Source organism: Paenibacillus sp. YAE3 (assembly GCF_057546105.1).
The window spans coordinates 34988-47794 of the sequence record NZ_BAAIYF010000008.1 but is presented as its reverse complement, the minus strand read 5'-3'; the positions used below and the strand labels follow the sequence as shown (position 1 = coordinate 47794).

Below are 12807 nucleotides of genomic sequence, written 5' to 3'. Positions count from 1 at the left end.
CATGCGAAGAAGCCTGACTGACATGATGCATTAGCAATTCGTGTTCGATTCATCATTATTTATACCCAGGAGGTCAAAGGCATGAAGAAATGGATGACATTGGGACTTACCCTGCTGCTCGTTTTTGCGCTCAGCGCCTGCGGCAGCAAAACGAATAACAACACCGCGGGCAACAACAACGCAGGTACCACGGGGGGAACAACGGGAGGCGCAGCAGGGGGAGCTCAGGACATTAAAGTGACGGCAACCAACTTCCAATTTGAGCCTGCGGAAATCCGGGTCAAAAAGGGAGATAAAGTGAAGATTACGCTCGTCAATAAAGAAGGCGCCCACGGCCTGGAAATTCCCGACTTTAAAGTCAACCTGCAAAAGGACGGCTCCGCCGAATTTACGGCCGATAAACCGGGAGAACACGAATTCCACTGCTCCGTGATGTGCGGCGCGGGCCATGACAACATGGTCGGCAAAATCATCGTCGAATAAATCGGCGTCATAGCCAAAAGAAAAAGACCGTCGGGCAGCCTTTCTCAAGGCTGAGGGACGGTCTTTTTGGTTTGTCGGCCCTCCAGCTTGGCCGCTTTGCAATATACGCGTCACGAGCTTTTTTCGATGCAGAGCGGTGAATCGTTTTTGACCGAATTAACGGCCGTGCTGACGGGATAGGCTTCCATTTCGTCCGCCGGATACGGCACGAGCAGCTGCTGAAGCTCCCTCGGATCGGCCTGGCCCCTTTGCACCCAGCGCAGCTCGTCTTCCGGCCGCAAAATGACGGGCATACGGTCGTGAATCGGCTCCATCAGCTCGTTGGGTTTCGTCGTGATGATGGTGCAGGTCGCGATTTTCGTTCCGTCCTCCTGCACCCAAATATCGTATAGTCCGGCCATGCTGAACAAGTCGCTGCTTTTGAGCTTGATCCGGTAAGGCTGTTTGCCGCCGGCCGTTTTCTGCCACTCGTAAAAGCCGTCGGCCGGAATCAGGCATCTCTTTCGCTCAAAAGGGATGCGATAAGCGGGCTTGTCCAACAGCGTTTCGCCGCGGGCATTGATCATCCGGCTTCCTATCCCGGGATCTTTGGCCCAGGACGGCACCAAACCCCATTTCAGCTCGCCGAGCCGAAGGCGGGTCCCGTCGTGGATAATGGATAATACCATTTGCGTCGGCGCAATATTATACTGCGGCCGGTGATAAGGCACGGCATATCAGGGATCGAGCTCATACCTGAGCAGCAGCTCCTCCAGCGATACGACCAGCGTAAATCGTCCGCACATGCGGCATCTCTCCTCATTTACGCCGGCCCCCTTCGGTGCTGCCGAAAGCAGAGGGAGGGGGGCCGGCAACCTTTCCTTTAGTTTACCGCTACACGTCCGATTCCGCCACCGCACCGATGATTTGGTCCAAAGGAATCCACTGGGGGTAATCGTCTTCGTGTTCTTTGATCCGGATTTGCCGCCGGACGGGATCGATCCGAAGCACCCGGCCCGTAAGCCGGATATCTTGCGGATCGCCAAAAAGCGTAATCGTCACGCGTGAACCGCCGTATAACGCCCCCGTCAACACCGCGGCCATCTCCTCGGCGGCCTGCGGGTCGATCAGCGGGGGCGTGCGGCGCACGAGCCGCTGCTGGTGCCGGATATATGCTTCCCGGTGTTCCGGCAGCATCATCCGGGACGACTCGAATAAGCCGTTGCCTTGAAGTTTTTTGCTCATTTGTAATGTCCTCCAATCCGAAGCGAGCGATCCTGCGCCTGGCCGGCCGCTTGAAGCGAGGAGGCGCGGAGGATCGCGGTTTCGCCGAACCTGCTTTTGATCCCGTCCGTCGCGCGTTCCAAATTCCGCTTCCGGTCCCGGTCTCCGAACAGCGTCAGCTGGATCAGGGAGTCCGGGCGAAGATCGGTTAAAGAGATCCCGATTTTGCGGACGGGAAGGCCGTTCCAATGGCGCTGGAACAGCAGGCAGGCGGCATCGTAAATTTCGTCGGTAATGTTCGTCGGGTCCGTAAGCTTCATCTGCCTTGAAAAACCGGTGGGACGGTCAAAATCGGCCCCCTGACAGCCCACGTTGACGACAAAACCCATCAGCCCTTTTTCCCGGCAGCGCCGGCCGACCGCTTCGCATAACTCGAGCAGTATCTGTAAAACTATGAGCATAATTTTATGTGTGCATTAATAAACAGTATAAACCCTTGATTTATCTAGGGTTTATGCTGTTTTTTCGTATTTTCTTTATGAGCATTATTGATGTCTTAACACGATAACATGGATATGGTAACATTTTTACAGTCACGATAATCTATGAGCATAATTGTAAGCTGAAATAGATTCGGGGGTTATAAAATGGACCATAGTGGTTCAATCGTGCCTTTCTCAAGAAGAATTGATGAGTTGCGTTTTGGTGTGCAGAGTGTAGGAATTGAGTTGTGGAAAAGGCATCGTGATAGTGAGCCTGTCGTTAACAGGCATGCTGTGATCGTTTTGCAAAATAAAATGAACGGCAGACTATCTGTTCATCCTCTTACGGAATTTATTTTTCATTATTGGAAATACAGAGCTTACAATTCTCAGAGACTACATGCTAATTACCTCTGCGCTTTCTTAAATTACATACTTATTGAAAATCGTATGAAATACAAACTTACTTCATTAAAAGAACTACGCTTTTCTCATGCCACAGAGTTCTTGAACAATTTGACGAGAAAAGAAAAATCAAGAATGACGGTTAGAAAGGCGGAAAGAACCTTAACTCTATTCTTTGAGTTCTTAGCGAAGAAAAAACTGTTGGAGCATGTTGACGAAAGTGCCTTTAAAAAGAAGATCCTTTACGGTAAATCGAATCAAAAATATACGGTTTCCCCATTCAAAGGTGTCATTATGCCGAGAAATAGGCAAGGCCATATAGCTCATGATTTACCTGAACGATATATTTTGCCTTTGATCGAGTTGGCTGTGAAGATCGCGAATCCCATTGCTTTGGGGATTTATATGCAGTGCTTTGGTGGAATTAGACAAGGTGAGCTTGTGAACATTCGAAGATCCGATGTAAATTCTATCGGTTCTTTCGGAGAGTTTGGTTTAGTGGTTCGCCTACAAAAAAGAAACTTGAGAACAGATATTAAAGATAGTGCCGGTGCAAGTGGCGTTAAAAAACCAAGAAGACAAATCGTTTTTCCAATTCAAGACTGGCTACAACAGTTGTATCGAAACCACATTGAAAATTATACTCCTGTGGATGGATCTGATGCGTTATTTGTAAATCGGGATGGCAAAGCCATGTCGGGACAAAGCTACAGGGCATACTTCAGTAAATTAAAAAGAGAGTTTTTGAAGCAACTAAGGAATTCTTCAAATCCGGATGATCTGATTTACGCTATCAAATTGGAAGAATATAAATGGTCCACTCATCTAGGCAGAGGCATATTTACAAATCTATTAGCAGAAGAAGCTGATAACCCATACGATATTGCTTTGCCAAGAGGTGACTCCAATCTTGCATCATCTCTTGTTTATCAAGGAAATACGGAACGAATGAGAAAAAAACTTGAGGACCGCATGCAACATTTATATAAGGATTACTTACCAAATTTAATTAAAAAATGAATTTTTGGAGAATAAGAAACATGTCGTATTTGAATCCAGCCGAAGCTGCAGAAAAATTAGAAATAGGCTATAAAAGCTTACTACGCTTGTTGAAAAGGGGGGTGCTTACCGGCGCAATAAAAGTACATCGTTCGTGGCAAATCCCTCTCAAAGCCATAGAGGAATACAAGGCATCGTTAAACATTCCTGAGGGATATCTAACTATTGCTGAAATAGCCGAACAACTTAATCTTACCGAACTCTGGGTTGGCAGACTAATTAAGAGAGGGACATTTGCTGGAGCAAAGAAACATAGAGGTTCTTGGATAGTGCCTTCCATCTCTGTAGAGGAGTATATTCAGTCTTCCTCCTCCCCTGAAGGATTCCTTTCCTTCCGGGAAGCCGCTGAATATTTATCCATAGGTGAGTCATGGATCAGAAAATTAGTGTTAAGAGAAATTTTATCGGGCGTGGAAGTCATCAATGGCGTCCGTTACATCCGAAAGGAGTGCATAGACGAATATTTAAAATCGATATCGCCGCCAGAAGGATACGTCTCCGCTGCTCAAGCTGCACAAGAACTATCTCTTAGCAAAACAGCCGTTAATTCCTTGGCAAAAGAAGGGGCATTTCCCGGTGCAAAAAAACAAAAAATACCGTATCATCACGCAGGATGGGTTATTCCAGTTGAGTCTTTAAGGGAATATAAGGAGTCTCGTTCCTTTCCGAGCAATTATATTTCTGGAACAGATATTGCTGCGCAGTTAGAGGTTAGCAAAGCCTGGATTACTAAATTAATCCGAACAGGCGTGATACCTAAAGGTATAAAACACAACAACGAGTGGATTGTTCCAACCGATGAGGCGAACAGGTTTATTGAAAGAGAACGAAAAAGACAACAATCGACACCGCTTGAGTTATTTGAATTTCGGTTGGCTGAACTGGATGTACCGGATACTTTACAAAAAACAGTTGCGCTCTACCGTGAATTTGTAACGTTAAAAATCAATAGCAGCCAAGGCAACAGCCATACGATTCACAATCAAGCCTTAGAGTATATCAGCACATTAAAGCGATTATTCCGTTTGCTAAATACAGAAGTATTCTTAATGGATGCAGATCAATTAGAAATTATCTTTCGAAGTGCAGAAATGGGGATTCGGGATAAACGTAATTTCATTTACTTTTTGGAGTTTTGCACTGGCAAAGGGTTATGTTCATACTCGAAAAGTTATGCAGTCACTCCCCTTCCTGTTGAAGAAAGGGAGATGTACAGTCCGGAACAATTTTTAGCTTATTACAATTATGTTCGGGATGTCGACATTCACATTGAGCAGGCCATCCAAAGTAGGGATTATGCTGTAACATGGCTATATGTCTTAATGCATGTCATTGATGCATGGAGACCATCAGACATTGTTAAGATGCCGAATATTGCGCTGGAGGCCTGCAATTTGCAGACTTTTGACCAACTCAGGGAAACGAAAATCACTCAAGAGCAAGCGCAAGCAGTCATTAATCATCTGTATAAACGGGTGGAACGAATGTATATTAACAAGACCGGTGCTCTGGGGCATTTCCTCGTCAATCAGGATATGATTGTCCCCACTGCTACCGTTCTTGTGATCACGGAAATTCATCGTAGAATTGAAAATGATAAGCAACTAGTCAGACTTGGACGAAGAAGATTCACCCATTTTGAAAAAAAAATCCATTTTCGGTTATTTTTCGATAAGCGTCCGGATCTTGTTGATTTCCAAAGTCGGAAAATGAATAGGACTCTCTTAACTTATTTCTTTTACAGTGTCGTAGAGGGAAAAGGGAATGCCGATATCGCTTACGAACTGTCTCAACGGATTAGAGGACATACCGATAAAAATTCGACTGCAACATACATTCAAGCAGTAAACAAAGATGGTTCTATAGAACGTGTAAGTCTGAATTTGTTTAACCGGGGGCATTTTGGATGGCTATATCATCTTCTTATTCGTCTCTCTATGCCAAACACGCCGCAGCTAGAGTTAGAGCAAAGCACCGTGTTGATCGAACAATTTCGAAATGATTTTAGTCCTTACCAACTGGAACAACTTAGCTATTTCCTAATCCGGCAGCAACAAAGCAAACAATCTTTGGCTTTGCGACTATCCAATCTTACGGAAAAAGACTTGAACACATTGTTATTTAAAATTTATAAGGGTGAGATGCCCGCCAAGTTGCAGCATGTACAATGCTTGACATACCCAAATTGCACTTCCCCAACTGCTATAAGTTGCCTACATTGTGAAAACGCGATACCAAAAGTTTATATCCTGATTTCGATCCAACATGAACTTGAGCGTTTAATTTCATCGATTCAAAATACCAAATATCCCGCTGTACGTGTCAGGGACCGCAAGTTTTTGTTTCAAATTCTGGATCTGTTAAGTCAGGCAATGCAGCAATTTGGCAGATCCTATGTTCAAACTTTTATTGATCTTAACAATCTAAAGGAAAAGATGATTGCTATTCAAAATTTACTTAGTGAGGAAATTTAATGGCTAAATTCCACTCGGCATTACACAGAAGAAAAACCATAGAGGAACTAAGTGATCGAACTATCTTGGAAAGTATTGAGCTGATCACCTTTAGTCGAAATGATCTTCACGAATACAAAGAAATGTTTAGAGAGTTGCAACAGAAAGGAGTTATTGTTACAGGAGCTTTTGAAGGCGACTTATGGTCCACCCAAGGTGAATCTAGCAAAATTCTTTTCCGCTTTGATTGCGAACTCTATGGCGAGGTCAACATGGCTTTAAAATGCTATACAGTACAAAAAATATATAATGGCATTAAAGCACAAACCGTTCGGCTAAATGTAGCAAAAATAAAAGAAGCCATACGAATTACCCGGGGGTTTCGACCGGATTATTTATCACATTTAGAAGATGCGTTCAACCGTTTCGGGATGCATAAACAGTTTACCATGGCCACCAGTATAAGGGAATTTCTTGCTTATTATAATCACCCATATTCGGATGCGTATAGCGATTTGTGTTCAATTTTTAATACGAAAGTCTCGAATGTACGCGAATTGCCCAATTTTCATGATATCCTGCTTTTCGATCATGCTTTAGATGAATATTTTAATACCTGTACTACTGACGAAGAAAAATTGAAATTTTATCCACTCTTGTTATGGTGGAGAATCACCCGTATCATTCCCATGCGCCCCGTCGAATTTTATTCATTACGCCGGGATTGCACGTTCAAAGATAATGAGGATAGATATTGGATGGTTTTGCCGAGAAAAAAGAAGAAATCTACCCTTCCGGGAAAACTCGAGATAACGGATACTGTCCAGATAAATCAAGAAGTCTTTGAATTTATTGAGGATTATAAACAACTTACATCAGCTTACGATTCTGAATCCTACTATTTGATCTCGTATAAGGCATATCGGAAATACGTAAAAATAAAAACGAAGGAAAAAGCGCGAGAGAAAATGGGCGCTTTCCAATTTATCAATATCATTGATCGATTTTACGATGAAATCGTTACTCCGAAGTACGGTGATTTAGAAAGAATAAAGCCTGGCGATACCAGGCACTTTGCCTTTTGCAACATGATGTTGCAAGGGTTTAATATGCTAACTATTGCCCGTATAGGCGGGCATAACCAACTGGAAACCCAATTGCATTATCATAAACATTTGGATCACTTCGCTTCATCTTTCGTCCATCACGCGGCGCAGATGCTTCGAATGAACCGTAAGAAATTAATGCGGTCAAATTGGGATGTTGGCACTCAAGCTATAATTGCTAAAAGTAAAATCTACCGACTTGATGATTTTCAAGAGACATACAAAGTGGAAAACGGCTATTGTACGGATCACCCATCGCGTTGTCAGGTCGGGGATTGCCGCTTTTGCGAATATTATCTTTTCTCGCCAGATGACGAACAAAAGGGATTGGCATGGCTGAAAGATTGTTCTAATTTGCTGGAAACCAGAATTAAGGAACAATTGGAGCTCATTCGATATGTCACAAAATCAATGAATTACGATTGTACAACGTTGACTTATCAGCAAACGGGCCAAGAAAAGCTATCCTCAGCCTGCAATGAACTGAGGAGATTGATGGATCAAAAAGCAATGGTCGATTCTCACCTTCTGGAGGATGAATTGTGAAAAAGGGAGCACCGCCAAAATATACAGATAAGCAATTAAAAGACATCCTATTAAAATATATCTCAAAGAATCCAGGGAAGAAGATTAATCCTTCCATCTTGGAAAGAGAGACCGGGATAAATCGATTTATTTGGACACGAAGAATGTCAGAGCAAATAGCGAAGCTCAACGAGCCAGTGCAGCAGGAGGTTGAAGGAACTGATGGTGCACTTCCCTTACCAAATGTTGTTGAGCTTGTTGAAACATACTGGAACAATAAAACGGGTTTGATTAACGCATTAGCTCACTATAATGAGATGCTCAATGCCTTGCATCAAAAGGCTAAGAAATATGACACAATTCTTCAGGAAAACCAAGACTTAGTTGCTAAATTGTCGTTAAAAGAAGGGCGGATTAAAACGCTCAAGAACGAGATTAAATTACTAAAAAAACAGTATCTCGAAGTAGCGGTCAAAAGCACATATAAGACCTTCCAAGAGGAAGAAGGGCTTGAAAAAATCATATCCATAAATAAAAAAACTGAGGATCGAGCCTTAAAAGCGGATATTGTGAAGATGTATCCCGAATTATTTGATAATTGATGTGAGGCCAGCATATTCTGCCCTCTGCGGTATTCAACAACTTATGATATAATTGATATTGTGACTAAGCGTGGTCACTGGACAAGCGATCCTCGAGACGGCGGTCAAACCTTTATCTCGACGGATCGCTTGTTTTGTTATAACTGGTGGATTGCGCTGTTTGGGATATTCAATACTCTTCACTGTAGACAACGGTCTACTCGAAATATTGATGGTCTACCGTGGTTTTTATGGTTGACCAAAGTTGACCCAGTTGAGGCAGACCCGCGCCGCGTTTCCTTTCGGCGTATAGACTCGATGATTCATGAATCTGAATTATGATGATTCTTTTTGAAAATTTCTCATAGATGGTCGTTTCTCAGAGAAATAGCTGAAGATTAGAGACTGTAGATCTAAGATATTTGATGATAAATGAAATAATAGCCCGGCAATATGCCTTAATAGATACCTGCATCGGGCAATCAGAACAAGTTTTCTTTTCTGCATTCATGTTTTGCCATCACCAAAATAATGTCCTTTCACCCCCGATATGTGTTACCAGTATCCCGGCGTTCTTTACAAACTTTATGTTTTTCATCTGGGGACATTTTAAATATGTTGCTCAGGGTATCCAACCTTATCGATTTCCTAAGAGCTTCGTAAAAACCGTTCGTTACTTACCATAGTTCTAAACTCGTGATATAACACACTCGTTATGTGCAGTCATTTCATTCAGTCACATCGTCTTGATTCCATCATTTTTTCCTTTTCAATTGATCACGTAAATGTCCGACATAAATTGAATTTGGATCGTTCGGATTATACTTGCGATTCATTGCACGTTCAAACTCATCGATTAACATTGCAAAATCATGTACATTCGGTTCAAGCCCAAAGGTACGCTTCATATCACGGTAATGACGAAAAAAAACGTCCGTTGCATGTTCACCTGAATAACCTAATCGCTGAAGCTCACAAATCACCGCTTGAGCATAACGTCTATTCATCTCGCGACGGCTCGCCATCCCACATCCTCCCTTCTCCGCCACTTAACCCAATTATAAACCAAAAGAGCGATCCATCGAGTAAGGTTGACACCTTCTCGAAGATCGCTCTTTTGGTAAGGTTCGCTTGTTTCACTCGAAACATCCATATTATAGCAGGTCATTTTATAAAATACTCCTATTATAATCCCATACGGATGAAAAAAAGCCGTGTATTAGAGCAACTGAAATGTTATAGTCCATAGTAGTGGTGTAAAAATCCTCAGAGCTTCTTGACAAGGAAAGCCACGGTATGAATTCTACTAAGTGAAGTGACGTACTGGCCTACATGGTTTTTTCTGGGGAGCATTGGCGTCAAATTCATTTTACCAGCCCATTAGAGCGTTTAAATCCGTCGACGTTCAGACGCAACAGGAATCTCTCCAAAATGGGAATCTGTTATCCGACTGATTGGTGCCATCTTAATCGAGAAGCAAGATGAATGGACCGTCGCACGTCGTTCAGTCTCGAATCCATGGCGAAAATCGTCAAATGGGAGCAACTTCCGCTTACATCCACCACGCTTTTGCAGAAGTAAATCCGGGTCATGCAGCAGAATTTACACCACTTGACGGGACACTGCCAAATATTAAGGTAACGGGGGCGAATAAACATGTCATTATTAAATGACGGTGAGAAAGTCGCTTTTTTAATTGATATTTTAAATCGCCATATTCAAAAGCTCCCATGTGGAGATACCTTTAGAAATTATCTTGAATCCATATGTGGCATTTTAAAGCATGATGATTCGTTTCTCCAGAAAGCTGCGTTTGCTAATAGTGAATTGTTTATAGACGCTCTTTCTAATATTTTGAGCAACCAGATTACTATTAAACACGCGACAGGTGCGTTAATAGCTGCATTCGATAAGGTTGGATATGTTGATTCAATGGACGCAGCAGCGATCATTCTTGAGTTTGAACAGCTTCTGAATCAAATGTCCATAGAAGAAGCTGAAAATCTATATAATGAACGTTGGGCAATAGATAAGTATCGGGGTTGAAAGATATGGAAGAAGAACAATCATTTTTTCACCTTATAGAATATTTAGAATCATACTTGTTGGAACTAGGTTTGGAACTTCAGCGTGATCCTGATGATCTCTTTCTTCAAGGGAAAATAAAGGGTATTCAGCATGCCTTAAAATATATAAGAATGCATGAGCATGCACGAAAAGGTGGCCATTATATCGATATTGAAATTGATTGATCCTAGATGTGTTTCCTTAAATAGAATGATCAGGCATGCAGGGAGCACGAACAAAGCAGCTCCGGACATGTTTGCTAGAGCTGCTTTGACCGATTCACTTTGATTATTCAAAGGTGGAACGTTTATACATTCATTACGGTTTGATTGCTTTGATTACGGCAGAGGCAATATAGTCCTCTACCTTCGATCCAGGAACCCAATCTTTGATAAACGCCCTGGATTCCTCTTTCGGCTCGACCACTACATCCTTAAATCCACTTTGCGTAAGCATCGTTTTCAGCTCGTCAACGGACGAGGCCCCGGATATACACCCAGAATATAAAACATCCAAGTCGTTTTTGATTTCCGCAGGAAGCTCTGCCGTCGTTACGACATCGGAAATGGCCAAACGCCCGCCGGAGCGCAGAACGCGGAATGCTTCATCAAACACTTGCTGTTTATCCGGCGAAAGATTGATGACGCAGTTGGAAATGATAACATCCACCGTTTGATCCGGGACCGGCAAATGCTCGATTTCTCCCAGCCTAAAATCCGTGTTCGTGAACCCGCCTTTCGCGGCGTTGTTGCGCGCGCGGCTCACCATTTCCGGCGTCATATCGACCCCGATCACATAGCCGGTTTCCCCGACTTGCCGAGCCGCCAGAAAACAATCGAAACCGCCGCCGCTGCCTAGGTCCAATACCACTTCACCCGGCTTAAGCTCCGCAATGGCTTGCGGATTACCGCAACCAAGACCAAGGTTTGCACCGTCCGGAACAGCCGTTAATTCTTCGGTTGAATAGCCCAACTGCGAAGAAATGTCATTGGCCGTTCCGCAGCAGCTTGAAGCTGGCGAGCAACACGAACCCGGCTCCACTTCTTGCAAGGCGATTTCCTTATAACGACTGCGTACATTTTGACGAATTTGATCATTCTTTACTTGGTTCATGGATCATCTCTCCTTCAACTTTTTTATCAAATCAGCAGCAGCTAGGGGTACAACAAGCTGCTTTGTTTGCTATCGTGAGTTGCCGTCTCCTAAGGAAGCGGCTCGATAACTCCGTGGGATTTTGCCATTTCCAAGCTTCCCGTGTCGAGCGTTCTATTTCACGCTGCTCCTGTTTCATAAGGTATTCCGCGGCGAACCAATTCAGTTCATGGGAACTAGCCTCCCTAAAGGTGATTTTTCAGGTAACGCAGTAGCTTGCGAACAACATATTTCGCGTCCGGCCCCACCCCCCTTAATGTGGCGGAAGCAAAGGAACGCTGTCCTTCCAAACCGACATAATACAGTCCCGGAACGGAAAGGCTGATTCCTGCTGTCTGCAACGGTTTCCCTTCGGCATCAAGCGCCCCGATGGGCTGAAGGTATGTCAGATTGGGACGATACCCGGTCGCAAAGATGACGGTTTGTACCGGTTCTTCCGTTCCGTCTGGCCACACGACGCCCTCGGAGTAAAAGGAGGTAAACATGGACCGTTGATCCGGCTTCCCAGCCTTTAATCTTGCTCGGTAATCGTTCAAATCCGCAACAGAGCTCGAACTTGGAGGCTTTTTGCCAAATCGCCAGAATGGAAAGGTATCGAAGCCGACGGCTCTGATCCAAAAATGCAGATCAATTCCGAGTACTTTTGTTTTCGTAAACTGAACAGGCCGAAGCACGGCAAGCGATGTATGGCTGCTGTCGGCAAGCTCTACCGCAATTTGAACTGCAGAATTTCCGCGCCCGACGACCACCACTCGTTGCCCCCGGTAACGATCCGGATTTCGATACGATGAAGAGTGGAGGACTTCCCCTTGAAAGGCCTCCCTTCCGCTTATGTCTGGCATATAGGGATTATGAAAGGAGCCTGTCGCATTGATGATCGTTCTCGTCTGATATTCGTCTCCAGCTGCCGTTCGGATCGAAAAACCGTTATCGCTTTTCTCCACGGCAATAACCTTCTGGTTGGTGCGAATCGGCAAGTCAAAACGCTGGGCATACGCCTTTAGATACTGGATCACCTCGTTTCGCAATGGGTAGTGGGTTGCAACTCCGGGTATCTTCATGCCCGGCAATGATGATAAACGAGCTGGCGAAAACAGCTTCAGACTATCGTAATAATGTGGCCAAGAACCGGTTGCCTGCTCGCTTGCTTCCAGGATCAAAAATTGCAGCTCGTTCTTCTTCAAGTAATATCCGGAAGCAAGACCGGCTTGCCCACCCCCGATAACGATTGCATCGAAAATCGCTGACATTCCAATTCCCCCTCAAATAACTTGCAAATTGCAAGTAATTT

The 12807-nt window shown here is 44.0% G+C and carries 12 protein-coding genes and 2 pseudogenes; 8 read left to right on the top strand and 6 right to left on the bottom strand.

The genetic code is table 11. From position 1 onward, the window contains the following. Nucleotides 1–81 precede the first annotated feature (81 nt). Entirely contained in the window at nucleotides 82–483 is a 402-nt protein-coding gene (locus AC27KL_RS16420; RefSeq protein ID WP_487170400.1) for a cupredoxin domain-containing protein, read from the top strand. 110 nt (nucleotides 484–593) lie between these two features. Here AC27KL_RS16420 and AC27KL_RS16415 read toward each other — a convergent pair. The 3 genes and pseudogenes from AC27KL_RS16415 to AC27KL_RS16405 all read right to left on the bottom strand — a co-directional run bounded on the left by AC27KL_RS16415 (nucleotide 594) and on the right by AC27KL_RS16405 (nucleotide 2147). Next, nucleotides 594–1268 (bottom strand): annotated as a pseudogene (locus AC27KL_RS16415) (SOS response-associated peptidase). 88 nt (nucleotides 1269–1356) lie between these two features. Beyond that, on the bottom strand, nucleotides 1357–1707 hold the full coding sequence (locus AC27KL_RS16410; protein ID WP_212947023.1) for a YolD-like family protein: 351 nt from the start codon (nucleotides 1705–1707) through the stop codon (nucleotides 1357–1359). Beyond that, the gene (locus AC27KL_RS16405; RefSeq protein WP_487170399.1) at nucleotides 1704–2147 is read right to left on the bottom strand and encodes a DinB/UmuC family translesion DNA polymerase; all 444 of its coding nucleotides are present in this window, start codon (nucleotides 2145–2147) and stop codon (nucleotides 1704–1706) included. Before AC27KL_RS16405 ends, AC27KL_RS16410 begins: the two co-directional genes overlap by 4 nt. A 186-nt stretch (nucleotides 2148–2333) precedes the next feature. On the opposite strand from AC27KL_RS16405, the gene AC27KL_RS16400 reads away from it, so the two are divergent. Genes AC27KL_RS16400 through AC27KL_RS16385 form a run of 4 tightly spaced genes read left to right on the top strand, consistent with a single transcriptional unit; the run spans nucleotide 2334 to nucleotide 8318 of the window. After that, entirely contained in the window at nucleotides 2334–3593 is a 1260-nt protein-coding gene (locus AC27KL_RS16400) for a hypothetical protein (RefSeq protein WP_339324190.1), read from the top strand. Between the two features lie 20 nt (nucleotides 3594–3613). Further along, nucleotides 3614–6106, top strand: coding sequence for a helix-turn-helix domain-containing protein (locus AC27KL_RS16395; protein ID WP_487170398.1), 2493 nt, complete (start codon nucleotides 3614–3616; stop codon nucleotides 6104–6106). After that, entirely contained in the window at nucleotides 6106–7737 is a 1632-nt protein-coding gene (locus AC27KL_RS16390; protein ID WP_487170397.1) for a site-specific integrase, read from the top strand. The genes AC27KL_RS16395 and AC27KL_RS16390 overlap by 1 nt, the downstream gene beginning before the upstream one ends. Continuing rightward, entirely contained in the window at nucleotides 7734–8318 is a 585-nt protein-coding gene (locus AC27KL_RS16385) for a hypothetical protein (protein WP_339324193.1), read from the top strand. Before AC27KL_RS16390 ends, AC27KL_RS16385 begins: the two co-directional genes overlap by 4 nt. A 734-nt stretch (nucleotides 8319–9052) precedes the next feature. On the opposite strand, the gene AC27KL_RS16380 is transcribed toward AC27KL_RS16385, so the two are convergent. Then, nucleotides 9053–9322, bottom strand: coding sequence for a hypothetical protein (locus AC27KL_RS16380; RefSeq protein WP_197186636.1), 270 nt, complete (start codon nucleotides 9320–9322; stop codon nucleotides 9053–9055). 292 nt (nucleotides 9323–9614) lie between these two features. Between AC27KL_RS16380 and AC27KL_RS16375 the strand changes: the two are divergent. From AC27KL_RS16375 to AC27KL_RS16365, 3 genes and pseudogenes are all read left to right on the top strand, one after another. Beyond that, nucleotides 9615–9878: pseudogene (locus tag AC27KL_RS16375) on the top strand (transposase); the annotation flags it as partial. 75 nt (nucleotides 9879–9953) lie between these two features. Continuing rightward, nucleotides 9954–10343, top strand: a complete 390-nt coding sequence (locus AC27KL_RS16370) for a hypothetical protein (protein ID WP_197186637.1) — start codon at nucleotides 9954–9956, stop codon at nucleotides 10341–10343. A gap of 5 nt (nucleotides 10344–10348) precedes the next feature. Beyond that, the gene (locus tag AC27KL_RS16365; protein WP_019537540.1) at nucleotides 10349–10549 is read left to right on the top strand and encodes a hypothetical protein; all 201 of its coding nucleotides are present in this window, start codon (nucleotides 10349–10351) and stop codon (nucleotides 10547–10549) included. A 133-nt stretch (nucleotides 10550–10682) separates the two neighbouring features. Here the strand turns inward: AC27KL_RS16365 and AC27KL_RS16360 are convergent, their stop codons facing one another. Both AC27KL_RS16360 and AC27KL_RS16355 read right to left on the bottom strand, forming a co-directional pair. Then, nucleotides 10683–11477, bottom strand: a complete 795-nt coding sequence (locus tag AC27KL_RS16360) for an arsenite methyltransferase (RefSeq protein WP_197186638.1) — start codon at nucleotides 11475–11477, stop codon at nucleotides 10683–10685. Between the two features lie 224 nt (nucleotides 11478–11701). Then, nucleotides 11702–12766 carry an NAD(P)-binding domain-containing protein gene (locus tag AC27KL_RS16355; RefSeq protein WP_019537537.1) on the bottom strand — a complete coding sequence of 355 codons (1065 nt, stop codon included), beginning with the start codon at nucleotides 12764–12766 and terminating at the stop codon, nucleotides 11702–11704. Nucleotides 12767–12807: the final 41 nt, after the last annotated feature.

What these genes read in the sequence shown, in the direction of transcription:
- AC27KL_RS16380 (WP_197186636.1), bottom strand. Translation starts at nt 9,322, where the DNA reads ATGGCGAGCCGTCGCGAGATGAATAGACGTTATGCTCAAGCGGTGATT.
- AC27KL_RS16420 (WP_487170400.1), top strand. Translation starts at nt 82, where the DNA reads ATGAAGAAATGGATGACATTGGGACTTACCCTGCTGCTCGTTTTTGCG.
- AC27KL_RS16405 (WP_487170399.1), bottom strand. Translation starts at nt 2,147, where the DNA reads ATGCTCATAGTTTTACAGATACTGCTCGAGTTATGCGAAGCGGTCGGC.
- AC27KL_RS16365 (WP_019537540.1), top strand. Translation starts at nt 10,349, where the DNA reads ATGGAAGAAGAACAATCATTTTTTCACCTTATAGAATATTTAGAATCA.
- AC27KL_RS16370 (WP_197186637.1), top strand. Translation starts at nt 9,954, where the DNA reads ATGTCATTATTAAATGACGGTGAGAAAGTCGCTTTTTTAATTGATATT.
- AC27KL_RS16360 (WP_197186638.1), bottom strand. Translation starts at nt 11,477, where the DNA reads ATGAACCAAGTAAAGAATGATCAAATTCGTCAAAATGTACGCAGTCGT.
- AC27KL_RS16355 (WP_019537537.1), bottom strand. Translation starts at nt 12,766, where the DNA reads ATGTCAGCGATTTTCGATGCAATCGTTATCGGGGGTGGGCAAGCCGGT.
- AC27KL_RS16395 (WP_487170398.1), top strand. Translation starts at nt 3,614, where the DNA reads ATGTCGTATTTGAATCCAGCCGAAGCTGCAGAAAAATTAGAAATAGGC.
- AC27KL_RS16400 (WP_339324190.1), top strand. Translation starts at nt 2,334, where the DNA reads ATGGACCATAGTGGTTCAATCGTGCCTTTCTCAAGAAGAATTGATGAG.
- AC27KL_RS16410 (WP_212947023.1), bottom strand. Translation starts at nt 1,707, where the DNA reads ATGAGCAAAAAACTTCAAGGCAACGGCTTATTCGAGTCGTCCCGGATG.
- AC27KL_RS16390 (WP_487170397.1), top strand. Translation starts at nt 6,106, where the DNA reads ATGGCTAAATTCCACTCGGCATTACACAGAAGAAAAACCATAGAGGAA.